Origin of the sequence: Halorubrum sp. AS12 (genome assembly GCF_051122765.1) — an archaeon.
GTDB classification, from domain to species: Archaea; Halobacteriota; Halobacteria; order Halobacteriales; family Haloferacaceae; genus Halorubrum; species Halorubrum trapanicum.
Window position 1 is genome coordinate 957817 of the sequence record NZ_CP185385.1, and the last position, 25332, is coordinate 983148.

Here is a 25332-nt window from a genome sequence, read left to right on the forward strand (position 1 = left end):
TTCAGGCCGTGACCATCCACGTCGTACCCGACGAGTAGCCCCACTTCTCGACGTCGACCTCGATCGCCGCGTCGGCGACCGCGCCCATGTTCGCGCCGACCTCCTTCGCCGAGAGGTCGAGGTCGTCGGCGATCAGCCGCGACTTGAAGTACGTCCGGTCGGCGGCGTTCTCGCGGAGGTACCGCAGGATGCGCGCCTGTTTCGCGGAGAGACCGGTCGATTCGGCCGCGACCGCGTCCGGCTGGGCAGTGCTCATACGCGTATCAGGTCGGCACCCCGCATAAGGCGGTTGGTAGACGGAGTTAACACGGCGCAGTCTGGCGGTTTTCCCGATGACGAGGAGAGAGAGCGGCGCCCCACCGTCGCGTTTAGGTACGGTCTTCGAACCCGGGCGGCGGCGCGAGCGGATCAGTACAGCGCCGAGGCGAACGGCCCGAGTGCGCCGCTCACGGCGGCCGCGAGCGCCTCGGCGCGGTCGACGCGGCCGTTCGTGAGCGCGCCCGCCGCGCCGCCGCGCGTCGCAACCCCCTCGGTCCCGAGGAGGTCGTCCATCACGGGACCGAGTTCCGCCCCGTCGTCGATACGGGCGGCGACGTCCGCCGGGAGCGCGAGGCTCGGTCCCGCGGCGCGGCCGACGCGGTCGCCGTCCGTCACCGCCGCCCACATGATCAGGTAGCGGTCGTCGGTGCCGTCGAACTCCGCGACGCCGCCCTCGATTCCGACGCCGAGGTCGTACGCCGCGGTGCGGTCGGCTTCCGATCCGACTTCGAGGACGGCCGCGGCCCGATTTTCCGCGCCCGCGACCGTCTCCGCGTGGCCCGTCGGCTGCTCGCTCACGCCGGAGTCGACGGGGACCGATTCGACCGCGACGCCGGTCGGATCGCCGGGGAGGTCGGCGTCTGCCGCCGATCCGAGCGCCAGTTCGACCGCGCGCCGCTTCACCGGGTTCCCGCTGCCAACGCCGACTCGCAGGATCGTCATGTTCGGGCGTCGTGGCCGCCGGCCGAAAACGCCTCGGGATGGAGCAAGCGCGCCAGGCGCTCGACGCCGTCGAGGAGGGCGGGGCTCGGCTGGTTGAGCAGGTCGTCGTCGATCACGCTCACGGGGGCGTCGACGGCCCAGTCGCGTCCGGCGACGGTTTCGGGGTCGACGCGGTCGCCGTGCCCGCAGATGTGAACGACGACGTGATCGGGGTCGGCCCGCTCGACGGCGGCGGGGTCGACCTCGCGGGAGCGCTCGCCCGGGTCGACGAACGGGTAGCGCCCGCCCGCGGCGCGCACCGCGTCGGGGACCCAGTTGCCGGCCGCCATCGGCGGGTCGGACCACTCCTCGCAGTACACCGTCGGTCGCTGGCGGTCGGCTACCGCCTCGGCGATCCGGTCGAGTCGGTCGCGGGCGTCGGCCGCGAGTCGCTCTCCCGCCTCCGGTCGGCCCACGTCGCTCCCGCGGGCGGCGAACCCGTCGACGGCGTCGTCGAGGGTCGACGGCTCGCGGTGTGCGACGTCGAGGCCGTGCTCGCGGCAGGCGTCGGCGAGGTCGCTCTGGAGCGCGTCGCTGGTGAGGACGACGTCGGGTTCGAGGGCGGCGACGCGGTCGAGGTCGGGGTTCAGCCAGCCGCCGACGACGGTCGGTGAATCGACCCCGTGTGCGGACCCGGCGGCCGCGTCTTCCGGGAGGTCGCAGTGGGCGGTGACGCCGACGAGGCGGTCGGCCGCGTCGAGCGCGGCGACCGTCGCGGTCGCGCTCGGGGCGAGCGAGACGACGCGGGGCGCAGACATGGCCTTCGATCCGGCCGCGGCCCTGTCAACGGTTTCGGTCTTGGCGGCGCGCCGGCGAGGGGCGGACGGAGTCGTGCGGAATCGACCGGGCGGTCGAGTGCGGTCGAGTGCGGTCGAGTGCGGTCGACCGCGCGTCGCGGCCGATCGGGAGATCGGCAAAAACGCGTGATAGATCGTGTCCTTTCGTCGGGTTTCGAGCGACACGTTCCGGTCGTTTTAAGTTGTGTTCCGTCGACGGTAAACTAAGATCGCTCTCGGGCAGTTTCAGTTTCCGGGGGCAACCGAGCTATGAGTGAACGACTACACACACGGGGGAGTCGCTCCCGAACGGAGACGAACGAGGAAGAATCGGAAGACACCGACGAGACGCTGAGCTGCCCGGAGTGCGGGGGTCACGTCATCAACGACGAGGAGCACGGCGAGACGGTCTGCAGCGACTGCGGACTGGTCGTCGAGGCCGACTCGGTCGACCGCGGGCCGGAGTGGCGCGCGTTCGACTCCCGCGAGAAGGACGAGAAGAGCCGCGTCGGCGCGCCGACCACGAACACGATGCACGACAAGGGGCTGTCGACGAACATCGACTGGCGCGACAAGGACGCGTACGGCCGGTCGCTCGGCGCGCGCCAGCGCCAGAAGATGCAGCGGCTCCGCAAGTGGAACGAGCGGTTCCGCACCCGCGACTCCAAGGAGCGCAACCTCAAGCAGGCGCTCGGCGAGATCGACCGCATGGCCTCCGCGCAGGGCCTTCCGGACAACGTCCGCGAGACCGCCTCGGTCATCTACCGCCGCGCGCTCGACGAGGACCTGCTGCCCGGCCGCTCCATCGAGGGAGTCTCCACCTCCTGCGTGTACGCCGCCGCCCGGATGGCCGGCGTCCCGCGCAGCCTCGACGAGATCGCCGACGTCTCCCGCGTCGAGAAGGCCGAGATCGCCCGGACGTACCGGTACGTCGTCCGCGAGCTGAAGCTCGAAGTGAAGCCGGCCGACCCCGAGCAGTACGTCCCCCGGTTCGCCTCCGACCTGGAGCTCTCCGAGGAGTCCGAGATGCGCGCGAAAAGCCTCCTGCGCAACGCCAAGGAGAAGGGCGTCCACTCGGGCAAGTCGCCGGTGGGTCTCGCCGCGGCCGCCGTCTACGCCGCCGCGCTTCTCACGAACGAGAAGACGACGCAGGCCGCGGTCTCGGAGGTCGCCGACATCAGCGAGGTCACCATCCGGAACCGCTACCACGAGCTGCTCGAGGCCGAGGACGGTCTCGTCGCGTAAGCGGACGCGCTTTTCCCCGACCCGTCTCGACCCCGCATCCGTCCTAACCCGACCAGCTAAGTCTCCGGGCGCGGAACGGCCGGGTATGTTCGAGGAGTTCGTCCTCGCCGCGAGCACGGCCGACCTCACCGAGGAGTCGCGCGCGCGCGAGCACGCCGACGCGGTGGAGTTCCGGATGGACCTCGCAAACTCCCCGCTCGACCAGCTGGCGAGCTACGACGGCGACCTCCCGCTCGTCGTCACGAACCGGGCGTCGTGGGAGGGCGGCGAGGCGGAGGGGCTCGGGCGGTACGACGCGCTCTCGGACGCGGTCGGTCGCGACGCGGTCGCCGCGGTCGACGTCGAACTCGCGGCCCTGCGCGGGACGCACCCGGACTCCGCGGAGGAGTCGCACGCGACCGCGTTGCGCGACGCCGCGCGCGAGGCGGGGGTCGAGGTGGTCGCGTCGGTCCACGACTTCGAGTCCACTCCGGAGCCGGCCGCGCTCGTCGACCTGCTCGCCGAGGCCGCGAGCGAGGGCGACGTGGGGAAGCTGGCGACGACCGCGACCGCGCCGGCCGACGCGCTCGCGATGATCGAGGCGACCCACGAGGCGACCGCGGCGGGCCACCGCGTCGCGACGATGTGTATGGGCGAGCCGGGGCGGCACACCCGCGCCGTCACGCCGGTTTACGGCTCGAAGATCGGCTACGCGCCCGTCGATCCCGCGAACGCGACCGCGCCCGGCCAGTACCCGCTCGCGACGCTTCGAGAGCTCGTCGACGGGCTGCGAGAGGGCGGAACCGGCGAGTGACTATTTATAAGTGAATGACCGCGACTGCGGCGGCTGTTTATAAACGACGACGCGGTGCGGCGGCGCGTGCCTGCGAGCGGCCGCCCTCGGCGGCCGCGAGACAGCACGCGCGAGGGACGCGGTGAGCGCTCGGAGAGCGCGAACCGCGAGGCTGGGGAGGTGTGAGGCGCGGTTGCTGTGCGGGCGGGTGGGACTCAAAGGGGCAGCCGTGAGGCGGGCGCAGGCGAAGCAAGCACCGCAGGGAGCGAACGAAGTGAGCGACCGAGGAGCGCAACGAGCGTGCGCCCGCCTCACGGCTGGGGCTTTGGAAGGTATTCGTCGTCGATCAGCAGGCACCCATGTACAGCCGAGCGGCTGGGGCTTTGGAAGGTATTCGTCGTCGATCAGCAGGCACCCATGTACAGCCGAGCGGCTGGGGCTTTGGAAGGTATTCGTCGTCGATCAGCAGGCACCCATGTACAGCCGAGCGGCTGGGGCTTTGGAAGGTATTCGTCGTCGATCAGCAGGCACCCATGTACAGCCGAGCGGCTGGGGCTTTGGAAGGTATTCGTCGTCGATCAGCAGGCACCCATGTACAGCCGAGCGGCTGGGGCTTTGGAGGCGTTCACCGCGGAGCCGCCAGCACCCATTTATAAGCAAGCGGCTGGGGATTTGACGGTGTTCACGGCGATACCATCAGACACGATTTATAGGCCCTCATCAGGGCCGCCGACTGACTCAGGATAAACCACGTATAGAGCCAAACCGCTTTACGACCGCCCCCGTAAGTGGCGCCAATGGCGACGTGCGACGTGTGCGGGGAGTACGAGAACCTCCCGTACCAGTGTAAGCGGTGCGGCCAGACGTTCTGTGCCGAACACCGACTGCCCGAGAACCACGACTGCCCGGGTCTCGCCGAGTGGGACGACCCCGGCGGCGTCTTCGACAGCGGCTTCGACGAGAGCGTCGAGGGCGGGTCGGCGGGCGACGGCGGCCGCTCCGGCGGCGCGTCCGCGGGGGTCGGCGGCCGAGTCAAGCGTCGGATCGACCGCGCGACCGGCTCCGGTGGGCTGGTGAGCTTCTTCCGCAACAACGCGACGTACGCGCTGATCGCGGCGATGTGGGCCACGTTCCTCGCGCAGTGGGTCGCGCTGTTCGTCGGGGGCGACTCGCTCCACTACACGCTGTTCGTGCTCCAGTCGAACGAGCTCGCCAACGTCTGGACGTGGGTGACATCAGTGTTCTCGCACTCCCCGAGATTCCTGTATCACATCATCGGGAACACCATCGTCATCCTGTTCTTCGGCCCCCTCGTCGAGCGCGCCGTGGGGCGGAAGCAGTTCGTCGGCTTCTTTATCATCTCGGGGATGCTCGCCGGTCTCGGTCACGTCCTCTTCGCGCTCGCTCTCGGCGGGTCGGCCGCCGTCCTCGGGGCCAGCGGCGCCGGCTTCGCGATCTTAGGCGTCCTCACGGTCTGGCGGCCCAACATGGAGGTGCTGCTGTTCTTCGTCATCCCGATGAAGATCAAGTACCTCACGTGGGGGATCGCGCTCATTTCGGCGATACTCGTCGTCCAGAGCGTCCTCGCGGGCGGAACCGCCAGCGCCGGCGGCATCGCGCACCTCGCGCACCTGATCGGCTTCGCCATCGGTCTCGCGTTCGGCAAGCGCAACGAGGGGCTGGCGCGCTCCACGGGCGGCGCGGGCGGCGTCTCGATGGGCGGCGCGCGCGGCCCGCGCGGTCCCGGCGGGCCGGGCGGTCCCGGCGGACGGTTCTGATGGACCTCGCGCGGCCCGACCTCCGACCGGATCCGTCGCTGTCGCACGGAGAGATGGAGACCCTCCAGCGCGACATCGCGGCGGCCGCGACGTTCGACGACGACGGCGCGCTCGACCCGGCCGCGGTCGCGGTCGACGAGGCCGCCTCGCTCGCGGACGGACTCCCGCCGGCGCGCGACGGCGCGCAGGAGCGGTTGGGGACCGCCGAGGACGGAGAGTCGGTGGCCAGTCCCGACGCGCCGACCGTCGTCGGCGTCGATCAGGCGTTCCTCACCGACCGCGGCGAGGACCGTCCCGACGCCGCCGTTTCGGCCGCGGTCGCGCTCCGGGGCGGGAGCGTGGTCGAGTACGCGAGCGCGACGACGCCGCTGTCGATCCCCTATATTCCCGGCCTGCTCGCGTTCCGGGAGGGGGAACCGATCCTCGCCGCGCTCGACGCGCTCGACGCTGAACCCGACCTGCTGCTATGCGACGGCTCCGGTCGGATCCACTTCCGGGAGGCGGGGCTGGCGACGCACGTCGGCGTCCTCCGCGACGTGCCGAGCGTCGGCGTCGCGAAGAGCCTCCTCTGTGGCGAGCCGGACGAGTCGACCGACGAGCGCCCCGAAGGCTGGCGGACACCGATCCGCGCCGACGACGGGGTGACGACCGCCGAGGCGGGCACCGTCATCGGCCACGCGTTCCAGTCGCGCCAGTACCCGAACAGCAGGCGGGTGAACCCGCTGTACGTCAGCCCCGGCCATCGGATGTCGGCGGAGACCGCCGTCGACCTCGTCGCGGCGCTTTGCGCGGGGTACAAGCTTCCGGAACCGACGCGGCTCGCGGACGCCTACGCCGATACGGTGAAACGGGACGCGAACTGAGACGCCGGGCGACGGGGCGGCGTCGAATCCGTGTCAGCAGTTGCCACGGGCAGTCGGTTTTTAGACGATCGGCCGTAAACGCGATCACATGGGAGACGACGACGCGGAGAGTCCGATGTCCGCCGAGGAGTTCCGGTCGCTGACCGACGGGCTGGTGCGCCAGAGTTCGGGCGGCGGGACGACCGTCTACAAGAACGCGGCGGGCGTCGGCTGCCCGAACCCCGACTGCGACCGCGGCGTCTTCCAGACGCTGTTCGTCAGCGACCACGGCTGGCAGCAGATCGGCGCGACCCGGGACGGGATCGACCTCTGTCTGGTCAACACGGAGTCGAAGCGGCTCGTCTTCATCCACGACGAGTGAGGCGGGCGGTGGTAAGTTGAGTCGTCCACGAGCAGTGGGCCGAGCGACGGCGAGTCGGACCGACTGGTGAGACCCTTTCGGGGAGTCGCACGCCAGCGGGCGTATGCCGATCGCCCTCCCAGTCAGCGCCGAGGATGTCGCCGACGCGCTCTTCATGGTGGTCACGTCCCTCGTCGGCTTTCTCATCGGCGGGGTCGTCGGTCTCGCCGTCGGCCTGTTCGCCGGCGACGCGTACCTCGATCCCACGAGTCGTATCGCCGATCTGGAAGCGGCCGTCAACGGGCTCACCCGAGAGCGAGACGAGAGCCGCGAGCGCGTCGCGGAGTTGGAAGACGACCGATCGGCCGGCGATCGGCCGTGATCGCCCCCGCTCCGATCAGGCAGTCACGACCGTGACCGGGCCGTCGAACTCGAGGAGCACGCGCTGAGTGGGGTCCCCGAACAGCGCCTTGCCCGTGGGAGACCGGTCGCGGCCCGCGAGAAACACGTGATCGCAGTCGTGTTCCTCGGCCGCGTCCAGCAACACCGTGCCCTTCTCGCCGACGTAGCCCGCCGTCTCGTACGCCACGTCGATGTCGGCGAGGGCGTCCTCGGCGAAGTCGCGGGCGAACTTCGCTGCCCCCTCGCTGGCGTCGTCCGTGGTGTACGTCTCCGCCCCGCTCGGCATCGACGCCATCGCCTGTCGGCGGGCGGTGTACTCGTCTTCGGTCGTGACGTGGACGACGACCACCTCGGCGTCGACGCCCGCGGCGAGGGTCCCGGCCTCGCGCGCGAACTCCTTCGTTCCGTCAGTCGGTTCGATTGCGACGAGCGCACGCTCCATAGGCGGTGGGAGTCGTCCCGCCGGTTTAGTGCCACCGGATGGCGGCGATTCGGTGCCCGCTCGATCAAAAATTAATCTGTCATGAAAGATGTTGGTTTTAATTATTTATCATATATAATTTTTTAACCCCGGAGTCAGCAAGTCCCGAGTTGTATGGGACCGATACCGTTACAGGCTGTCGAATTCGCGCATAGCCCGCTGTTGACGTTCGGCGTGGGGTTGCTCGTGGTGGTCGCGCTGCTCGTGTGGCTCGACTTCCCGGCGTTCATCGGCCTCGTCATTGCGGGGTTCACGGTGGGGCTCGTCAACGCCGTGTTCGTTCCCGACTTCACGTCGACGATGGCCGCCACCGAGGTCGCCGGTGCGTTCGGTGACAACATGGCGGGGATCGGCATCCCGATCCTGATGGCGGCGGTCATCGGGAAGGCGATGCTCGAAAGCGGGGCCGCACAGCGCGTCGTCCGCGGGTTCCAGAACGTGCTCGGCGAGTCGAACTCCGATATCGCGCTGCTCGGGAGCAGTTCCGTGCTGGCGATCCCGGTCTTCTTCGACAGTGTGTTCTACCTGATGGCGCCGCTCGCCCGGTCGATGCGCGCTCGCGTCGGCCGCGACTACACTCTGTTCATCGTCACGGTTGGCACGGGCGCGGCCGCCGCGCACGTGTTCGTCCCCCCGACCCCCGGGCCGCTCGCCGTCGCCGCGGAGGTCGAGAGCGACCTCGGGATGACCATTCTCATCGGCATCATCACCGCCATCCCGGCAGTGCTCATCGCCGGTCTCGGCTACGGCCGCTGGATCAACGCGCGCCTCGACATCCCGCTGCGGGACACCATGTCGACGACGACGGAAGAGCTCGAAGCGGTCGCCGAGCGGCCGACCAGCGAGCTTCCCGGTATCCTCGAGTCGCTCGCGCCGATCATCGTCGCGGTCGCGCTCATCGGGTCGGCCACCGCGGTCGACACGTTCCAGCAGTGGTTCCCGGTACTCGCGATACTGGAACCGATCGTCGGCTTCCTCGGCGACAAGAACGTCGCGCTGATGTTCGCCGCCGTCGTCGCGTCGATTTCCTTCTATCGCCACGACGATCTGATGCAAAGCGAGTGGAGCGACGAGCTCACCGAGGCGCTGAAAAGCGGCGGGAACATCGCCGCGATCACCGCCGCCGGTGGCGCGTTCGGCGCGCTGCTCGCCGCCTCCGGGATCGGCGATTACATCGCCGGATCGCTCCAGGAGGTCGGGATCCCGCTACTGGTGACGGCGTGGCTCATCGCGGCGGTCGTCCGCATCGCGCAGGGGTCCGCGACCGCCGCGATGTTGACCGCGGCGGGGATCATGGCCCCTCTCGTCGGCCAGCTCTCCGTTCACCCCGCGTACCTCGTCATGGTCATCGGGGCGGGCGGAAACATCTGCTCGTGGTACAACGACTCCGGCTTCTGGCTCGTCAAGGAGATCGGCGGGCTCACGCAGGAGGAGACCCTGAAGACCTGGACCGTCCTGACCACCCTCATCGCGGTGTCGGGGCTGGTGACAACGCTCATCTTCTCGTCGGTGTTCCCGTTCGCGTAGACGGCGCAGTCCTGTCGGTGTGACCGTCGCACCGCAGCGACTTCTCGCATCGGTTCACTACCGATTCCCGCCCGCCAGCGATGGACAGCTTTTAGCCCGGCGACCCGACACGTCGGCGCATGGTCGAGGCGTTCGCGGTCGCCAGCGGGAAGGGCGGCACGGGGAAGACGACGAGCACGCTCGCCCTCGGGATGGCGCTCGCGGCCGACCACGACGTGACGGTCGTGGACGCCGACACGGGGATGGCGAACCTCCTCTTTCACGCCGGACTCGACGACGCGGCGGTCACCCTCCACGACCTGCTCGTCGGGGGCACCGCGACGGACGTGAGCGAGGCCACCTACGAGCGGTTCGGGCTGTCGGTCGTCCCCTGCGGCACCTCGCTGGCTGGCTTCGAGGCCGCGGAGCCGGAGCGCCTCCGCGACGTGGTGGCGGAGCTGGCGCGCGACACCGACGTGCTCCTGCTCGACTCGCCGGCAGCGCTGGGTTCGAAGTCCGCCGTGCTGCCTGTCGTACTCGCGGATCGCGTCGTGGTCGTCGTCGAGCCGACCATCCCTGCCCTCTCGGACGGGCTGAAGGTCCAGGAGTACGCGCGCTCGTACGGCACGGAGACCGCCGGCGTCCTGTTCAATAAGGTCCGGGACGAGTCCGACGACGTGGCGGCACAGGCGGAGCGCCACTTCGGCGGTCCCGTCCTCGCGAACGTCCCCGAGAGCGACGCGGTCCGGGCGGCGCGCCGGGCGGGGAAGCCCCTCCTCGCGCACGCGCCGGAGAGCGAGGCCGCCGCGCGCTTCCGACGGGCCGCCGACCGGCTCGACGTGCGCGACGGCGACGGCGACGCGGTCGCCGACCGGTTCCGCAGCGCGGTCGTCCCCGACACGCCATGAGCGGAGAATCGGAGGGGTCGCCCGCGGAACCGGCCACGCTCACCATCCCGCGGGGGACCCTCCTGCGCTCGCGCGTGGTCTCGGACGTGGGGACGACGCTGTCGCGCGCCCTCGACCGCGAACTCACCGGCTACGCGACGCTCGTTCCCCAGGAGACGCTACTGCTGTCGGGCGAGGCCCGCGGCGTGATCACGTTCGACGACGGCGTTCCCGTGCTGGCGTACAACACGGTGACGGACAGCGGCGGACCGGACGCGCTCGCGGAGCTGGCGGTTCCGGGTCCCTACCGCGTCGAGCTGTACGCCGTCGACGCGAGCGGGCTGGCGGCGGCCCACGAGGAGGACGCGCTGCGCGTCGCGCCCGACGCGGCCGCGACGGAACTGGCCGACGACGCCGACCTCGCGGAGCTGACGCGCGAGGCGGCACCCGAGGGACGCCTGCGAGACGCCAACGACGATGACGACGCGGTCGCGGCCTTTCTCGACGACGACGACCGGATCGACGCGATCCGCGAGCAGGCGCGGTCGGAGGCCCGCGACCGCGCCGCGGAGTGGGGACTCGACGACGCGCTCGACGATTCGAACTAGACGGAGGAACGCGACGAGCCGAGCGCAGCGGGAGGACTCGACGACGGCGCTCCCGCAGGACCGGTGGGGGCGACGCGACCAGTGAGCGCGACGGCTGACCGATCGACGCGCTCGGTGACGCCGAAGCCGCCGGAGCCGCCGAGCGCGGCCCGAACGGTTATCTCGCCGCAGTCCATCCGATCGGTATCACTGTCCTCCGACTCCTGCGACTGACGACGTCCGCCGACTTCGCGGACTGGTACGCCGCCGGCCGCGCGTACACGACCGGCGTCGCCGAGGGGATGGGATTCGCCGGGGTCGACACCCTCGATTCCGACCGAGTCGTCCGTCGCCTCCGGACGGCGCCCGACGAACTGACGCCGGACGAAGCCCGGTCGGTCGCCGCCACGCTGCTCGCGGACGCCGCGTTCTCGGAGCCGTACTGCGAGTGGCTCCCGACCTGGTACGAACTCGCGCTGATCGCGCCGGTCCGGTACGCCGACTGGCGACTGCGACGGGTCGTCAGCGCGGTCACAGACCGGGCGTCCGTGACCGCGACCGCGCCGCGCTTCTCGCGCCCGACCGACGTCCGAATCGACGGCGCGCCGGCGTTGTCTCGGGTCTCCGGCTTCCGCGAGCGGTTCCTCCTCGCCGACTCGCTACTCCACCTGGAGTGGTTCGACCACGTCGCCGCCGCCGACGGGATCGAGGTGCCCACCGACCTCGTCGCGCGGACCCGCGAGGAGTCGCTGTCGTACTACGGCGGCGAGCGCGACCGGCTCTCGCCCGACGTGCGGCGGTTCCAGCGCCACCTGTTCGCCGACGACCGGTGGGTCCGGCGGGTCGACGAGGCGTACGGTCTCGACAGCCGACTGTTCGGCCTCTGGGAGCGCCTGCTGCGAGGCGAACGGCGGCGGCTCCGCGACGACTGAGAGCGGTTCGCGACGACTGAGAGCGGCTCCGCGGGTAGTCGGATCACGTCCGCTCCGTCGGACGAACGTGTTACAAGTGTTGTAACGGGTTACAGATCCCGATCGAGAAACGGGGAGTAAGTATAGGCGAACCCGTCTATTACGGAAGGGTACGAACCGCGGTTCGGTTCGCTGTCCCCGACGCTTCGGCCCCCGTTTCGCTCGTGTTCACGGTTCCCTCGTCGCGATCCCTACCTCGGTTCTCGGCGCAGTCCCTACTGAACCCGTCAGATCGAGCGCGCGCCGCGGTCGAGACGGCGTGCGTGAACCGCGACTGTCGCGGAGCGCGGACACAACTCGGTACCGAGTTGTGTTTTATTCATCGTTGCGTTTGCCGGAAGCTTCATAGGTCGCCTTGCGGATCCTCCGAGTACACGAATGGCAGTACTCTTGCTGGAGGACGTCGACGCCGACGACGTCGGGACCGTCGGCGGGAAGGCCGCGTCGCTCGGCGAACTCATCGGTGCGGGACTCCCGGTGCCGCCGGGGTTCGCCGTCACCGCGGACACGTACCGCACCTTCATCGAGGAGGCCGGGATCGACGACGAGCTGTTCGAGGCGGTCGACGTCGACCCCGAGGACTCCGCCGCGCTCCGCGAGGCCGAGGAGCGCGCGGAGGAGCTCATCCTCGACACGCCGCTCCCGGAGTCGGTACGGGAGGAGATCCTCGCGCAGTACCGGTCGATGGGCGAGGACGGCGAGGCGGCGTTCGTCGCGGTGCGCTCGTCCGCCACCGCCGAGGACCTGCCCGACTCCTCGTTCGCCGGCCAGCAGGAGACGTTCCTCAACGTCCGCGAGGACGACCTCCTCCGGCGCGTCAAGGAGTGTTGGGCCTCGCTTTTCACCCAGCGCGCGATCTACTACCGGCAGCAGCGAGGGTTCCCGCACTCCGAGGTCGACATCGCGGTCGTCGTCCAGCGGATGGTCGACGCCGAGAAGTCCGGCGTGATGTTCACCAGCCACCCCTCGACGGGCGAGCCGCAGGTCACCATCGAGGCCGCGTGGGGGCTCGGCGAGGCGGTCGTCTCCGGCACCGTCTCCCCCGACAACTACGTGTACGACCGCGGGCGGGGCGAGGTCGACGAGGTCACCGTCGCGGACAAGAAGGTGGAGATGGTGAAAGACCCCGAGACCGGCGAGACGGTCGAAGTCGACGTGGGCGAGAACCGTCGGACAGAGCGGGTCCTCTCGGACGCCGAGATCGATGACCTCGTCGAACTCGGCGAGCGCGTCGAGGACCACTACGGCGCCCCGCAGGACGTCGAGTGGGCCATCTTCGACGGCGAGATATACATGCTTCAGTCGCGCCCGATCACCACGATACAGGAGGACGCCGGCGGCGAGGGAGGCGCGAGCGAGGACGCCGCGGGCGGAGCAGGCACCGACGCGGCGACCGGCGACGGCGACGGCGCGGCGGCGGGGACCGGACCGAACGGCAGAACGGGGGCGAACGGCGCGACGAACGGCGACGACGACGCGGACGTCCTCGTCGACGGACTCGGCGCGAGTCCGGGCGTCGTCTCCGGGGCCGTCCGGATCGTCCACAAGCTCGATCACCTCGATCAGGTCCAGGAGGGCGACGTGATGGTGACGGAGATGACGATGCCGGACATGGTACCCGCGATGAAACGCGCCGCCGGCATCGTCACCGACGAGGGCGGGATGACGAGCCACGCGGCGATCATCTCCCGCGAGCTCGGCGTCCCCGCGGTCGTCGGGACCGGTAAGGGGACCCGCGTGCTCGAAGACGGCCAGCACGTCACCCTCGACGGCGACAAGGGGACGATCCGGGCGGGCGAAGACGAGTCGGCCGAGTCCGGCGAGGAGTTCGAGCCGGTGGAGGCCGCGCGTCCCGAGACCCCCGTCAAGCCGATGACGGCGACGGAGGTGAAGGTGAACGTCTCGATCCCGGAGGCGGCCGAACGCGCCGCGGCGACGGGCGCCGACGGCGTCGGCCTGCTCCGGATCGAACACATGGTGCTGTCGCTCGGGAAGACCCCCGAGAAGTACATCGCCGACCACAGCGCCCGCGCGTATCAGGAGGAGCTCATCGAGGGCGTCCGGCGCGTCGCCGACGAGTTCTACCCCCGACCGGTTCGGGTGCGGACCATCGACGCGCCGACGGACGAGTTCCGCGAACTGGAGGGGGGCGACGGCGAGCCGGTCGAACCCAATCCGATGCTGGGCTGGCGCGGGATCCGCCGGAGCCTCGACAAGCCGGAGCCGTTCCGCCAGGAGCTGGCCGCGTTCGCGCGCCTCTACGAGATGGGGTACGACAACCTGGAGGTGATGTTCCCCCTGGTCAACGACGCGGCCGACGTCGAGGGGATCGCGGGGCACATGCGCGAGGCCGGGATCGACCCCGAGACGCACCGCTGGGGCGTGATGGTCGAGACGCCCGCCAGCGCGCTCCAGATCGAGGAGCTCGCCGAGGCGGGGATCGACTTCGCCTCCTTCGGCACCAACGACCTCACGCAGTACACGCTCGCGGTCGACCGCAACAACGAGCACGTCGCCGATCGCTTCGACGAGCTCCACCCGGCCGTGTTGCGCCTCATCGGCGACACGATCGAGACGTGCCGCGAGCTCGGCGTCGACACCAGCATCTGCGGGCAGGCCGGCTCGAAGCCCGAGATGGTCGAGTTCCTCGTCGAGAAGGGGATCTCCTCCATCTCCGCGAACATCGACGCGGTCCGCGACGTCCAACACGAGGTGAAGCGGACGGAACAGCGCCTGCTGCTCGACTCGGTGCGTTGAGTCCGTCTCAGGGGAATTATCTCCGCCGGAGCCGAGAACGGAACGGGTAAGAGCCGCCCCCGGCAACAGGGGGGCAGATGCGTCAGCCGGAACCGGAGCCGCAGTCGTTCGACCGGGTGCTCTCTTCGATGTCGGACCGAGCCGCACCCGGACGCCCGCGCGGCCGCCGAGCGGTTCCTCGCGACGAACCCGGGCGACCCCGCCACCTACGAGGCGGTGGCGGACCTGGAGGCGCGCGCGGTCGAGCGGCTCGCGACGCTCGCGGACCACCCGGATCCGGAGCGCGCCGCGGGATACGTCACCTCCGGCGGCACCGAGGCGAACGTTCAGGCGGTGCGGTCGGCCCGGAACCGCCACGGCAGGAGCGACGACGGGCGCGCCGGGAGCGGCGTCAGGCACGGCGGGAGCGCGGTCAACGTCGTCGCGCCGGCGAGCGCGCACTTCTCGTTCACCAAGGCGGCGGAGCTGCTCGGGGTGGAGCTGCGGACGGTCCCCCTCGACGACGACTACCGGGCCGACCCCGACGCGGTCGCGGCCGCGGTCGACGACGCGACCGCGCTCGTCGTCGGCGTCGCCGGCAGCACGGAGTACGGCCGGGTCGACCCGATCCCGGAGCTGGCGGCGATAGCTGAGGAGCGCGGGGCGCGGTTCCACGTCGACGCCGCGTGGGGCGGGTTCATTCTCCCCTTTACCGACCGCGACTGGTCGTTCGCCGACGCGCCGGTCGACACGCTGACGATCGACCCCCACAAGTTCGGGCAGGCGCCGGTGCCGGCGGGCGGCCTGTTGGCCCGCGAAGACGCCGCACTCGACGCGCTCGCGGTCGACACGCCGTACCTGGAGTCCCGGTCGCAGGCGACCTTGACCGGAACGCGGAGCGGTGCGGGCGTCGCGGGCGCCGTCGCGGCGATGGACGCGCTGTGGCCCGACGGCTACCGCGAGGCCGCCGAGCGCGCAGCCGACAACGCCGACTGGCTCGCCGCCGAACTTGCGGACCGCGGATACGACGCCGTCGACCCCGAGCTCCCGCTGGTCGCGGCCGACGTCCCCGAGTCGGAGTTCGCGGCGCTCCGCGACGCGGGCTGGAAGGTGTCTCGGACCGGAAGCGGAGAGCTCCGCGTGGTGTGTATGCCGCACGTGACGCGGTCGACGCTGCGGGCGTTCCTCGACGACCTCGACGGGATTCGGCGGTAAGTCTCAGTTAAATACGCGACCGCAGTGGCGACTGTTCCTTATAAATAGACGATGCGGTGGCGCGCCGGTGAGCGGCCGCCACCGGCGGCCGCGAACCGCCCGCGAGGGAGTCAGTCGCCGGAGCGGAGCGACGGCGACTGACGAGGCTGGGGAGGCGTGAGGTGCCGTGCGGTTGCGGTCGGGCGGGACTCAAAGGGGCAGCCGCGAGGTGGGCACAGGCGACGCAAGCACTGGAGGGAGCGAACGAAGTGAGCGACCGAAGCGCGCAGCGAGCGTGCGCCCACCTCGCGGCTGGGGCTTTGGTGGTGTTCACCACGAGACCCGCGTATCGCCGAGCGGCCGGGACTTTGGCACCGGCCACCGCCGCGTCGCGGAGCGCTTATAAATAGTCGACAGCGGAATCTCCGTTCGTTTTAAAAACAACCGCACAGCCGGCCGGAGTCACGGTCGGCCGAGAATCGTCGTCGTCGCCGCGTTCGGATCAACATATTCACTACGGGCCACCACGAACCGGGCTGTATGAGTTCGGACGACGTCTCTCGGCGCGCGTTCATGCGGACGGCCGGCGGTGCGGCGGCCGCCGCCGGCGCGGCGACGGCGACGGCGGGGACGGCGGCTGCACAGGAAGTGGAACCCGACTGGCCGAGCAGCGCCGAAGGGAACGTGGGCTCGTACACCGACGCCCGCGGCCAAGACGAAGTGACCATCTCGGTCGGCGCCGGCGACCAGGGCCTCGCGTTCGATCCGACGCTGGTGTGGGTCGACGAAGGGACGACGATCATCTGGGAGTGGACGGGGAACGGCGGCGACCACAACGTCCAGACGGTCGAGGATGGCGGTCCGGCCAGCCTCGATAGCGGCGATCCGGTCGGCGAGGAGGGGAACACCTACGAGTACGAGACCTCGAGCGAGGACGCCGGCATCACCCACTACCACTGCGTACCCCACACCAACACCGGGATCGCACGGCGGCATCGCCGTCGGCGAGGACATCGAAACCGTCGAGGTCGGCGGTGGGAGTTCGAACGCGGTGTTCGTCCCGGACGCCGCCCGAGCGCTCGGCATCGCGACGTTCATCGCGATGGTGAGCACGCTGGGGCTGGCGTTCGTCTTCATGAAATACGGCGGTGCGATCAGGCAGCAGGAGCAGGCGTAGCGGACGGCGAGCCGCCGTCGCCCCGCTGAATTCCCTGACGCGCGGACTGTTGTCCCTTTCTACTCGTCCCCGATGAGCTCCTCGTACAGCGCCACGTAGCGATCGATGACCGCCTCGTGGTCGAACGAGGCGAACTCGCGGTCGACCGCGCGGCGCTCGAGGTCGCCGACCGCGACGAACTCGTCGGCCAGCTCCGCCGGGCTCGTGACGAGCCGCCCGCGCTCGCGCCCCTCGACGAGCTCGTGTGCGCTCGAATCCGCCTGGTACTCGACGAGGGCGACGCAGCCGCACGCGACCGCCCACAGCAGATCGGTCGCGAACGTCTCCCACGTCGCGGTGGCGACCGCGACGTGCGTGCCCTTGAATATCGGGATTCGTTCCTCGGTCGGGAGGTCGCCGAGGAACTCCACCCGGTCGTCGATCCGGAGGTCGCTCGCGGTCGCCTCGATCCGCCCACGCTCGGGACCGTCGCCGATCACCGCCGCGGTCCAGTCGCGGCCGCGCAGCTCCGCGAGGCCGAGGAGGAACGTCTCGACGTTGGCGTGGCGGTCGAGCCGCCGCGAGTACACCGCGTCGAAGCGGTCGTCGACGGCCGCGGACTCGACGGCGTCGAAGTCGATGCTCTCAGGGAGCACCCGCACGTCGCCCCCGTCCGCCCCGTGTTCGCGGACGCGGGTCTTGGTGGTCCGGGAGGGAGCCGTCACCGCGTCCGCGCGCCTCGCGAGGGGCCGATACCAGCGGCGGGCGTCGGCCGGGTGGTCGCGCCACCAGTCGACGACGACCGGGGTCCGCGAGAGCGTCCCTCCGACCGTGGCGGCGAGCGCGGGCGTCGGCGGGCTGTTGACCGCGTGGACGACGTCCGGTCCGACGCGCCGGAGCGCGACCGGGAGCTTCGCGGCGAACGCGACCGGCGTCGGCTCGGCGGTGACCGAGCGGTACTCGATCCCCTTGTCGTCGAAGGCGTCGTGGTCGCCGCCCCACCAGCGGGCGCAGAGCCAGACCACGTCGTGCCCGCGGTCGGCGAGTCGGCGGGCGGTTCGGAGCGTTCGCGTTCGCGCTGGGGTCTCCCCGTGTCCGGGGGCGAAAAGCGAGACGAACGCGACGCGCATACGCCGACCGCACGGGGGGCGCCGGTAAAAAGACACGGCATCCGGGCGGAGCGTCGGCCCAGATCGGGGGGTCCGCCACCCGAAACGGTTTCACGGCGCGCGCGGAACCGAGTGGCATGCGACAGTACGACATCGAGCGCTACCTCAACGTGCGGAACGCGGGCGGCGCCGACCTCGGTCCCGACGGCCGGCTCTCCTTCCTCCTCGACACGACCGGCACGGGCCAGGTGTGGTCGGTCCGCGAGCCGGAGTCGTGGCCCGAACAGCACACGTTCTTCGAGGAGTCCGTCTCCTTCGTCGACTCCTCGCCGGAGCGGTCGGAGGCCGTCTTCGGCATGGACGAGGGCGGCAACGAGCGCGCGCAGCTGTACCGGCTCGACTACGAGTCGGGCGCGATCACGGACCTCACCGACATGCCCGAGGCGAAACACCGGTGGGGCGGCTGGAACTCGACCGGCGACCGGTTCGCGTTCGCGTCGAACCGCCGCGACGAGGCCGTCTTCGACGTGTACGTCCAGGGCCGCGACGAGACGGGCGACGACGCCGAACTCGTGTACGAGGGGGACGGCTGGCTCTCGGTCGCCGGCTGGTCGCCGAGCGACGACCGGCTGATCGTCCACGAGGCGCACTCCTCATTCGACCACGACGTGTACACCCTCGACCTCGCGAGCGGCGACCTGACCCACCACACGCCCCACGAGGGCGACGTGCGGTACTCCGGCCCGGAGTGGGGTCCCGATGGCGAGGGGGTCTACCTCGTCACCGACCGCGACACGGACACGCTGCGCTTGGAGCGGCTCGACCTGGGGACCGACGAGTTCGCCGTCGTCGCGGACGGCGGCGAGTGGAACGTCGACGGCGTCGCGATAGACGAGGACTCCCGGCGGGTGGTCTACTCCCGGAACGTCGACGGCTACACCGAACTCACGGTCGGCGAGCTCGTCGCGCCCGACCGGATCGACGAGTTCCCGGAGCCCGACCTGCCGGACGGCGTCGCGGGCGGCGTGAGCTTCGGTCCCCAGGGCGACCGGTTCGCGGTGACGGCGACGGGGAGCACGCACAACGCGAACGTCTACGTCGTCGACGCGACCACGGGCGAGGCGGAGCGCTGGACGCGCGCCTCGACCGCGGGCGTCCCGCCGGACACGTTCGTCGAGCGCGAACTCGTCCACTACCCGACCTTCGACGGGCGAGAAATCCCGGCGTTCTTCTCCGTGCCGGAGACGGAGCCGCCGGAGTCGGGCTACCCGGTCGTCGTCGACATCCACGGCGGGCCGGAGTCGCAGCGGCGCCCCTCCTTCGCCTCGGTCACGCAGTACCTGCTGAACCACGGGTACGCCGTCTTCGAGCCGAACGTCCGCGGCTCCTCGGGGTACGGCAAGGCGTACTCCGGACTCGACGACGTAGAGAACCGGATGGACTCGGTGAGAGACATTCGCGAGGGCGTCGGGTGGCTCCACGATCACCCCGAGGTCGACCCGGACCGCGTCGTCGCGATGGGCGGCTCCTACGGCGGCTTCATGGTGCTCGCGTCGCTGACAGAGTACCCGGAGCTGTGGGCCGCGGGCATCGACATCGTCGGCATCGCGAACTTCGTCACGTTCTTGGAGAACACCGGCGACTGGCGGCGCTCGCTGCGCGAGGCCGAGTACGGCTCGCTCGACGAGGATCGCGAGTTCCTCGAGTCCGTCTCCCCGATCAACAACATCGACCGGATCGAGGCCCCCCTCTTCGTCCTCCACGGCGAGAACGACCCGCGGGTTCCAGTGGGTGAAGCCGAACAGATCGTCGAGAAGGCGCGCGAACAGGGGGTTCCGGTCCGCAAGCTGATCTTCGACGACGAGGGGCACGGCTTCGCGAAACTCGACAACCGGATCGAGGCGTACCGCGAGATCGTCGACTTCCTCGCCGAACACGTCTGAGGCGAAGAGTTCGGTCGGGTTTTTGAATCGATCCGAGCGGTTGCGGCTGTTTGGTTATAACCGGTCGACCGCGGAGCGGCGGCAGACATCTTCAAAGCTCCAGTCGCTCGTTTATAAACAGTTGACTGCGGATCGGCGGCGAACACCGCCAAAGCCCCAGCCGCGAGGCGGGCGCACGCTCGCTGCGCTCCTCGGTCGCTCACTCCGTTCGCTCCCTGCGGTGCTTACTTCGCCTGCGCCCGCCTCGCGACTGCCCCTTTGAGTCCCGCCCCCGCACCGCACAGCAACCGCACCTCACGCCTCCCCAGCCTCGTCGCGGCCGTTTAAAAACGGCCGCGACTCCCTCGCGCGTGCTGTCTCGCGGGCCTCCGGCCCGCTCGCAGGCACGCGCCGCCGCAGATTATTTAAAAGAAGCGTCGTTCGCCTACCAGTCCGGCCCGAAGTCGGGGTTGAGCTGGCGGTCGGTCCGACCGAGCGAGTCGATCGCCTCGACATCCTCGTCGTCGAGATCGAGGCCGAGGCTCTCGAGGTTGTCGCGGATATGGTCGACCCCGGTCGCCTTCGGGATGGCGGTGACGCCCGTCTCGCGGAGCCACGCGAGGCTCACCTGTGCCGCGCTGACGCCGTGTTTCTCCGCGATGTCGACGATCGCCGGGTCGTCGAGAATCTTGCCGCGGGCGAGCGGCGAGTAGGCGACGAGCTCCACGTCGTTGGCGTCGGCGTACTCGCGGAGCTCCTCCTGCCGGAGCAGCGGGTGCGATCTCGACCTGGTTCGCGAACGGTGCCTCGCCGAGCGCGTCGGTCGCGGCGTCGAGGTGGTGCGGCTCGAAGTTCGAGACGCCGATCCGGTCGATCAGGCCGTCGTCGCGCAGCTCGGCGAACGCCGGCAGCGTCTCCGCCGGCTCGTACTCCCCGGCCGGCCAGTGGACGTAGAGGAGGTCGACCGCGTCGACGCCGAGCTTCTCTAAGCTCTCGCGGGTCGAGGCGGCCACGTCCGCGGGCGCAAGGTTGTCGATCCACACCTTCGTCGCGAGGAAGATGTCCTCGCGGTCGACGTCGCTCTGTGCGATCCCCTTGCCGACGGCGGCCTCGTTACCGTAGATCTGGGCGGTGTCGATGTGGCGGTAACCGGCGTCGAGCGCGTTCGCGACCGACTCGGTACACTGCGCCGGGTCGTCGTTCTCCCACGTGCCGAGTCCGAGGACGGGTATCCCGTTTCGGGTCGGCGTCGCGGGCTGCTGCTGTTGGTCTGTCATCGTCTGTATCTACTCGGGTGAGCCGAAAGTCGTTTGCGGTAGGGGCGGGCGCGACCGCTTCGCGGCGACTCAGTCGAACGCGTCGGCAACCGCGAACAGGTACCCGATCACCACGGTGTCGAGCGCGAGCGCGCCGATCGGCGGCCAGATGTCGCCGCCTGAGCCGACCGCGAACACCAGCTCGGCCGCCGACACCGTCGTGCCGAACCCGAAGAACAACACCGTGAACCCCAGCCCGTTAGCTCGGAACCGGGCGAGTTCGACCGCCGCCCAGCACTTCGCGGCCGCGAGCGCCGCGGCTCAGTCCCCGGAGAGCAGCGCCCGCGAGGAGTTGGTCACCACGAGCAGGCTCGACGCGCCCATCGCGACCGCGGCGAAGAGGGGGTTGAGGAGGCCGGTCGCCGCGAGCGGGATGGCGACCGCGTTGTAGCAGAACGCCCAGCCGATGTTCCCCTTCACGCGCCGGCCCGCCGCCCGGGCGAGCTCGAAGACGGTCGCCACGGAGCCGAGATCGTCGTCGACGATGGCGACGTCGGCGGCGTCGGCGGCCATCGCGGTGCCGCCGCCGAGCGCGATGCCGAGGTCGGCGGCGGCGAGCGCCGGCGCGTCGTTGGTACCGTCGCCGACCATCACGGTGACGCCCCGCACCTTCAGCCGCCCGACAGCCTCGGCCTTCCCCTCCGGCGGCACGCCGGCGAACACCGACGATATCGCGTCGTGCTCGGCGAAGACGGTCGCGGCGCGCTCGTCGTCGCCGGTGAGGACGATCACCTCGACGCCGGAGCGGTCGAGCGCCGTCACCGTCTCCTCCCAGCCCTCTCGCAGCTCGTCGCCGACCACGACGAACCCCTCCGCCGCGCCGTCGCGGCCGACCGCGACCGGGACGCGCCCCACGTCGCGCGCGTCGGCGACCGCCTCGCGGATCCCGTCGGGGACGGTCCAGCCGCGCTCGTCGAACAGGTCGGGGTGGCCGACGACGACCTCGACGCCGTCAACGACGCCGGAGACGCCGCGGGCGTGGCCCTCGAAGGACTCGACCGCGGGACCGTCCCCCTCGTCGGTCGGCGCGTCGACCGCCTCCGCGCCGCCGTCGGCGACCGCCGGCGTCGCGCCGTCGTCGGTCGCCTCGTCGGGGTCGGCGTTGGCGTCGAGCGCGTCCGCCGCCGAGCGCGCCGCGGCGATCGCCTGCCCCACCGGATGCGCGGACCGCGATTCGAGCGCGGCCGCGAGCCGAAGCAGGTCGTCGTCGACCTCGCGGTCGATCAGTCGCATCTCGCCGGTCGTCAGCGTCCCAGTCTTGTCGAAGACGACCGTGTCGGCCTCGCGGATCCGCTCGAAGACGGTGTCGTCGAACACGACGATGTTGCGTTCGAGAGCGTCGCGGATCCCGGCGGCGACCGCGAGCGGGGTCGCCAGCCCGAGCGCGCAGGGACACGAGACGATGAGCACCGTCAGCCCGACGAGCATCGCGTCGGTCGGCGCGGAGCCGAGCGCGAGCGACGCCCCGGCCGCGACGGCCGCGATGACGAGGACCGCCGGGACGAAGACGGTCGCGAGCCGGTCCGCGAGCTTCTGGACGCCGTGGTTCCCGCTCTGGAGGTCGTACACCAGCTCCGCGACGCGGTCGAGGCTGGAGGTCGCGTCCGGGCCGACCGCGACCGTGAGCGAGCCGTCCGCGACGACGGAGCCGCCGACGACCGCGTCGCCCGCGACCTTCCGGACCGGGAGCGACTCGCCGGTGACGACCGACTCGTCGACCGCGGCGTCACCGTCGACGACCTCGCCGTCGACCGGGACCCGCTCGCCGGCGCGCACGAGGAGACGGTCTCCCGGTTCGAGCGCCTCGACGGCGACGGACTCGGTCTCGCCGTCCGTGGTCAGCCGCCGCGCGTCCTCGACCTGGACCGCGGTGACCTCGGAGAGGAGTTCCGTCGCGCGCTCTTTCACCGAGTCCTCGTAGTGGTTGCCGACCGTGACGATGACGATGATCGCGACGGTCACGTCGTAGTAGATGGAGGGCGACTCGACGAAGATCACGGCGAGCGTGCTGTAGAGGTACGCGCTCACCGCCGCGATTGCGACGAGGAGGTCCATGTTCGGCGAGCGCGTCCTCGCGCTGACGTACGCGCCCCGCAGGATCGGCTTCCCGGTGAAAAATAAGACGATGGTCGTCAGGACGCCGATGACGATGAAAAAGTACGTCCCGGAGGTCGAGGCCATCGCCTCGTTGAGGTACGTGAGGGTCCGCTCGTCGTAGAACGGGAACGCGAAGTACGTCGGGTAGATTAAGACGATGTACTGTAGCATGACGGCCATCCCGACGAGGACGCCCGCCGCGAGCCGCGCGGTCGCCATATTGTTCGCCTGCCGCCGCGAGAAGGCGTCGTCGCGGGCGTACGCGCTGTACCCCAGCCCGCTCACGGTGTCCGTGAGGTCGTCGATCGTGACGGCGTCGGGGTCGTGGTCGATCCGTACGGTGTCGGTGACGTAGCTCGCGCTCGCGCCGCTGACGCCCTCCGCGTCGGTCGCCACCGTCTCGATGAACGCCTCGCAGGTCGCGCAGTCGCATCCCGTCGACCTCCAGAAACGTCGCCTCGTGGCCTTCGGGGACCTCGCGGTCGGCGTCGGCCTCGGCCTCGGCGGCGGTCGTCGCGTCCGCTCCGAGGGCGTCGGCGTCGCTCCCGTCGTCTCCCCGCTCCTTCCGGCGCTCGCGGACCGCGTCGGCGTCCACGTCGACATCGCCGAGCGCGCCGTACACGTCGCGGCACCCCGTACAGCAGAACCGGTTGCCGTCGTCGTCGGTCACGTCGACGCCCTCGGTCGGGAGCTCGCAGAGCGTACAGACGCCCGGGTCCTCGGACGCGTCGCCGCCCGCGCCCGGGGACGCGTCGGTTCCCCCGCTCATCTCACATCGCCCCCATACCGGCGTCGAGCGGGTTCCAGAACGGGAGGCTCGGGTGCGGCACGTGGATCCCGATCGACATCAGCCCGTGCGCGAACAGCACGTACCCGAGCGCGACGAACGCGACGCCGAGCAGCCGGTGGACCCGGCGGCGGTGGACGGGGTCGACGCTCTCGATCAGCGTCCCGTAGGCGAAGACGGCGGGGATCGTCCCGAGTCCGAGCGCGCCGAGCGCGACCCCGCCCGCGACCGCCGAACCGCTGGCGAACGCGTACAGGTACGCCGGGTAGAGGATCGGGCAGGGGAGCAGCCCGTGAACCGCGCCGAGCGCGACGATTCCCGGACCGTTCGCGAGCCGGTCGACGTACCCCGTGAGCCACCCCGTGACGCGTTCGAGTCCGGGGAGGTGGACCCCGCCGGTCGCGCCGCCGAGGAGGTACCGGACCCCGACGAGGACGACGGCCGCGCCGACGAGGAGTCCGACCCCGCCGCGGACGGCCTCCGCGGCGCCGGTCAGGGTCGCGGCCGTGACGAGGACCGCGCCGCCGAGCGCGCCGAGGGCCGTGCCGATCGTCGCGTAGCTCGCCGCGCGTCCGAGGTTGAACAGCGCGTGCTGGCGGACCTCGTAGGTGGTTAGGTGCCCCTCGCGACCGGTCGCCGCGTCCGAGGCGCGCGCGGCGCCCGCTCCGCCGCCGTCGGTCCGACCGCCCTCGGCGTCCATCCGGCTCGCGTAGACGGTGACGAGCGGGCCGCACATGCCGATACAGTGGGCGCCGCCGAGCAGCCCGATCGCGACGAACAGCAGGGCGTCGGTCCCGAGGAGCGGCGAGAGGGCCATGGAGTTCAGTCACCTCCCGTTCGGCGCGCAGGCGGGAAGGGGTTTCGTCGGCCGGAATCAGCGGTGCGGGCCGCGGTTTGTCGGGCGCAGGCGTCGGACCGGGTCACGCGCGACTCACTCCTCCACGACGACGGTTCCGATCATCCCCCCGTTTTCGTGGGGGAGACACACGTACTCGTAGCGGCCGGGGACCGCAAAGGTGTGCGAGTAGCGGTCGCCGGTCTCCAACCGCCCCCCGAACTCCCCCGCCCAGGCCTCGCGGGCCGCCACCTCGCCGTCGTACCCGCCAGAGGCGAAGTACTCGGCTTCGTCCGGGATCGCGTTCTCGTAGGCAGTGACCGTGTGGCTGCGCGCGCTCGTGTTCTCCCAGACGACGGTCTCGCCGACGGAGACCGTTATCTCTCGCGGTCGGTACGCGGTGGCGAGCATGCCGACGTCGTGATCCGGTTCGTCGCCGTCGCCGTGGTCCGGTTCACCGCCGACGCGGGCGCACCCAGCGAGACCGATGGTCGCAGCCGCGCTCCCGACGGCACCGACCTCCCGGAGGAACCGTCTGCGATACATACCGCA

At 70.6% G+C, this 25332-nt stretch carries 20 protein-coding genes and 4 pseudogenes; 14 read left to right on the top strand and 10 right to left on the bottom strand.

The genetic code is table 11. The features are described from left to right. Window position 1 precedes the first annotated feature (1 nt). From ACODNG_RS04825 to ACODNG_RS04835, 3 genes are all read right to left on the bottom strand, one after another. Window positions 2-256 carry a DUF7123 family protein gene (locus ACODNG_RS04825; RefSeq protein ID WP_434522648.1) on the bottom strand — a complete coding sequence of 85 codons (255 nt, stop codon included), beginning with the start codon at window positions 254-256 and terminating at the stop codon, window positions 2-4. 152 nt (window positions 257-408) lie between these two features. Next, window positions 409-981, bottom strand: a complete 573-nt coding sequence (locus tag ACODNG_RS04830; protein WP_434522649.1) for a DUF84 family protein — start codon at window positions 979-981, stop codon at window positions 409-411. Beyond that, window positions 978-1778, bottom strand: a complete 801-nt coding sequence (locus ACODNG_RS04835; RefSeq protein ID WP_434522650.1) for a cobalamin-binding protein — start codon at window positions 1776-1778, stop codon at window positions 978-980. The genes ACODNG_RS04830 and ACODNG_RS04835 overlap by 4 nt, the downstream gene beginning before the upstream one ends. Before the next feature lie 288 nt (window positions 1779-2066). Here ACODNG_RS04835 and ACODNG_RS04840 point away from each other — a divergent pair, with 288 nt between their 5' ends. The 6 genes from ACODNG_RS04840 to ACODNG_RS04865 all read left to right on the top strand — a co-directional run bounded on the left by ACODNG_RS04840 (window position 2067) and on the right by ACODNG_RS04865 (window position 7176). Continuing rightward, window positions 2067-3041 carry a transcription initiation factor IIB gene (locus ACODNG_RS04840; protein ID WP_006629799.1) on the top strand — a complete coding sequence of 325 codons (975 nt, stop codon included), beginning with the start codon at window positions 2067-2069 and terminating at the stop codon, window positions 3039-3041. A gap of 85 nt (window positions 3042-3126) precedes the next feature. Beyond that, on the top strand, window positions 3127-3834 hold the full coding sequence (locus ACODNG_RS04845; protein WP_434522651.1) for a type I 3-dehydroquinate dehydratase: 708 nt from the start codon (window positions 3127-3129) through the stop codon (window positions 3832-3834). Between the two features lie 776 nt (window positions 3835-4610). Next, entirely contained in the window at window positions 4611-5591 is a 981-nt protein-coding gene (locus tag ACODNG_RS04850) for a rhomboid family intramembrane serine protease (protein ID WP_434522652.1), read from the top strand. Next, entirely contained in the window at window positions 5591-6454 is an 864-nt protein-coding gene (locus ACODNG_RS04855) for an endonuclease V (RefSeq protein WP_434522653.1), read from the top strand. Before ACODNG_RS04850 ends, ACODNG_RS04855 begins: the two co-directional genes overlap by 1 nt. An 88-nt stretch (window positions 6455-6542) precedes the next feature. Next, window positions 6543-6815 carry a DUF7385 family protein gene (locus ACODNG_RS04860; RefSeq protein WP_004596496.1) on the top strand — a complete coding sequence of 91 codons (273 nt, stop codon included), beginning with the start codon at window positions 6543-6545 and terminating at the stop codon, window positions 6813-6815. Window positions 6816-6918: 103 nt separating this feature from the next. Further along, window positions 6919-7176: a hypothetical protein gene (locus ACODNG_RS04865; RefSeq protein WP_434522654.1), complete on the top strand. Its 258-nt coding sequence runs from the start codon at window positions 6919-6921 to the stop codon at window positions 7174-7176. Between the two features lie 15 nt (window positions 7177-7191). On the opposite strand, the gene ACODNG_RS04870 is transcribed toward ACODNG_RS04865, so the two are convergent. Beyond that, window positions 7192-7638: a universal stress protein gene (locus ACODNG_RS04870; protein ID WP_434522655.1), complete on the bottom strand. Its 447-nt coding sequence runs from the start codon at window positions 7636-7638 to the stop codon at window positions 7192-7194. 153 nt (window positions 7639-7791) lie between these two features. On the opposite strand from ACODNG_RS04870, the gene ACODNG_RS04875 reads away from it, so the two are divergent. The 7 genes and pseudogenes from ACODNG_RS04875 to ACODNG_RS04905 all read left to right on the top strand — a co-directional run bounded on the left by ACODNG_RS04875 (window position 7792) and on the right by ACODNG_RS04905 (window position 16735). After that, on the top strand, window positions 7792-9204 hold the full coding sequence (locus ACODNG_RS04875) for a GntP family permease (RefSeq protein ID WP_434522656.1): 1413 nt from the start codon (window positions 7792-7794) through the stop codon (window positions 9202-9204). Window positions 9205-9323: 119 nt separating this feature from the next. Beyond that, window positions 9324-10091, top strand: a complete 768-nt coding sequence (locus tag ACODNG_RS04880) for an AAA family ATPase (RefSeq protein WP_434522657.1) — start codon at window positions 9324-9326, stop codon at window positions 10089-10091. Further along, window positions 10088-10678 carry a hypothetical protein gene (locus ACODNG_RS04885; RefSeq protein ID WP_434522658.1) on the top strand — a complete coding sequence of 197 codons (591 nt, stop codon included), beginning with the start codon at window positions 10088-10090 and terminating at the stop codon, window positions 10676-10678. Before ACODNG_RS04880 ends, ACODNG_RS04885 begins: the two co-directional genes overlap by 4 nt. 281 nt (window positions 10679-10959) lie before the next feature. Beyond that, window positions 10960-11589, top strand: coding sequence for a hypothetical protein (locus ACODNG_RS04890; RefSeq protein WP_434522659.1), 630 nt, complete (start codon window positions 10960-10962; stop codon window positions 11587-11589). Between the two features lie 417 nt (window positions 11590-12006). Next, the gene (gene ppsA, locus ACODNG_RS04895) at window positions 12007-14385 is read left to right on the top strand and encodes a phosphoenolpyruvate synthase (protein ID WP_434522660.1); all 2379 of its coding nucleotides are present in this window, start codon (window positions 12007-12009) and stop codon (window positions 14383-14385) included. Window positions 14386-14462: 77 nt separating this feature from the next. Next, window positions 14463-15579 (top strand): annotated as a pseudogene (gene mfnA, locus ACODNG_RS04900) (tyrosine decarboxylase MfnA). 519 nt (window positions 15580-16098) lie between these two features. Further along, window positions 16099-16735: pseudogene (locus tag ACODNG_RS04905) on the top strand (halocyanin domain-containing protein). Between the two features lie 59 nt (window positions 16736-16794). On the opposite strand, the gene ACODNG_RS04910 reads toward ACODNG_RS04905, so the two are convergent. Next, on the bottom strand, window positions 16795-17844 hold the full coding sequence (locus ACODNG_RS04910) for a glycosyltransferase (RefSeq protein ID WP_434522661.1): 1050 nt from the start codon (window positions 17842-17844) through the stop codon (window positions 16795-16797). Window positions 17845-17960: 116 nt separating this feature from the next. Between ACODNG_RS04910 and ACODNG_RS04915 the strand changes: the two genes are divergently transcribed. Continuing rightward, window positions 17961-19766 carry a S9 family peptidase gene (locus ACODNG_RS04915; protein WP_434522662.1) on the top strand — a complete coding sequence of 602 codons (1806 nt, stop codon included), beginning with the start codon at window positions 17961-17963 and terminating at the stop codon, window positions 19764-19766. A 424-nt stretch (window positions 19767-20190) separates the two neighbouring features. Here the strand turns inward: ACODNG_RS04915 and ACODNG_RS04920 are convergent. The 5 genes and pseudogenes from ACODNG_RS04920 to ACODNG_RS04940 form a co-directional block, all read right to left on the bottom strand. Beyond that, window positions 20191-21022, bottom strand: a pseudogene (locus tag ACODNG_RS04920) (aldo/keto reductase). 69 nt (window positions 21023-21091) lie between these two features. Further along, the gene (locus tag ACODNG_RS04925) at window positions 21092-21241 is read right to left on the bottom strand and encodes a hypothetical protein (protein ID WP_434522663.1); all 150 of its coding nucleotides are present in this window, start codon (window positions 21239-21241) and stop codon (window positions 21092-21094) included. An 81-nt stretch (window positions 21242-21322) separates the two neighbouring features. Next, window positions 21323-23927: pseudogene (locus ACODNG_RS04930) on the bottom strand (heavy metal translocating P-type ATPase). Between the two features lies 1 nt (window position 23928). Then, a complete protein-coding gene (locus tag ACODNG_RS04935; protein ID WP_434522664.1) occupies window positions 23929-24762 on the bottom strand; it encodes a sulfite exporter TauE/SafE family protein in 834 nt (277 codons plus the stop codon). Between the two features lie 114 nt (window positions 24763-24876). Beyond that, window positions 24877-25326 (bottom strand): cupredoxin domain-containing protein, encoded by a 450-nt coding sequence (locus tag ACODNG_RS04940; protein ID WP_434522665.1) that lies wholly within the window; start codon window positions 25324-25326, stop codon window positions 24877-24879. Window positions 25327-25332: the final 6 nt, after the last annotated feature.

Bases quoted from the DNA above. Each gene is read 5' to 3' on its own strand.
- ACODNG_RS04830 (WP_434522649.1), bottom strand. From the start codon at position 981: ATGACGATCCTGCGAGTCGGCGTTGGCAGCGGGAACCCGGTGAAGCGG.
- ACODNG_RS04840 (WP_006629799.1), top strand. From the start codon at position 2,067: ATGAGTGAACGACTACACACACGGGGGAGTCGCTCCCGAACGGAGACG.
- ACODNG_RS04875 (WP_434522656.1), top strand. From the start codon at position 7,792: ATGGGACCGATACCGTTACAGGCTGTCGAATTCGCGCATAGCCCGCTG.
- ACODNG_RS04860 (WP_004596496.1), top strand. From the start codon at position 6,543: ATGGGAGACGACGACGCGGAGAGTCCGATGTCCGCCGAGGAGTTCCGG.
- ACODNG_RS04915 (WP_434522662.1), top strand. From the start codon at position 17,961: ATGCGACAGTACGACATCGAGCGCTACCTCAACGTGCGGAACGCGGGC.
- ACODNG_RS04835 (WP_434522650.1), bottom strand. From the start codon at position 1,778: ATGTCTGCGCCCCGCGTCGTCTCGCTCGCCCCGAGCGCGACCGCGACG.
- ACODNG_RS04865 (WP_434522654.1), top strand. From the start codon at position 6,919: ATGCCGATCGCCCTCCCAGTCAGCGCCGAGGATGTCGCCGACGCGCTC.
- ACODNG_RS04890 (WP_434522659.1), top strand. From the start codon at position 10,960: ATGGGATTCGCCGGGGTCGACACCCTCGATTCCGACCGAGTCGTCCGT.
- ppsA (WP_434522660.1), top strand. From the start codon at position 12,007: ATGGCAGTACTCTTGCTGGAGGACGTCGACGCCGACGACGTCGGGACC.
- ACODNG_RS04880 (WP_434522657.1), top strand. From the start codon at position 9,324: ATGGTCGAGGCGTTCGCGGTCGCCAGCGGGAAGGGCGGCACGGGGAAG.
- ACODNG_RS04885 (WP_434522658.1), top strand. From the start codon at position 10,088: ATGAGCGGAGAATCGGAGGGGTCGCCCGCGGAACCGGCCACGCTCACC.
- ACODNG_RS04870 (WP_434522655.1), bottom strand. From the start codon at position 7,638: ATGGAGCGTGCGCTCGTCGCAATCGAACCGACTGACGGAACGAAGGAG.
- ACODNG_RS04845 (WP_434522651.1), top strand. From the start codon at position 3,127: ATGTTCGAGGAGTTCGTCCTCGCCGCGAGCACGGCCGACCTCACCGAG.
- ACODNG_RS04825 (WP_434522648.1), bottom strand. From the start codon at position 256: ATGAGCACTGCCCAGCCGGACGCGGTCGCGGCCGAATCGACCGGTCTC.
- ACODNG_RS04910 (WP_434522661.1), bottom strand. From the start codon at position 17,844: ATGCGCGTCGCGTTCGTCTCGCTTTTCGCCCCCGGACACGGGGAGACC.
- ACODNG_RS04850 (WP_434522652.1), top strand. From the start codon at position 4,611: ATGGCGACGTGCGACGTGTGCGGGGAGTACGAGAACCTCCCGTACCAG.
- ACODNG_RS04855 (WP_434522653.1), top strand. From the start codon at position 5,591: ATGGACCTCGCGCGGCCCGACCTCCGACCGGATCCGTCGCTGTCGCAC.
- ACODNG_RS04940 (WP_434522665.1), bottom strand. From the start codon at position 25,326: ATGTATCGCAGACGGTTCCTCCGGGAGGTCGGTGCCGTCGGGAGCGCG.
- ACODNG_RS04935 (WP_434522664.1), bottom strand. From the start codon at position 24,762: ATGGCCCTCTCGCCGCTCCTCGGGACCGACGCCCTGCTGTTCGTCGCG.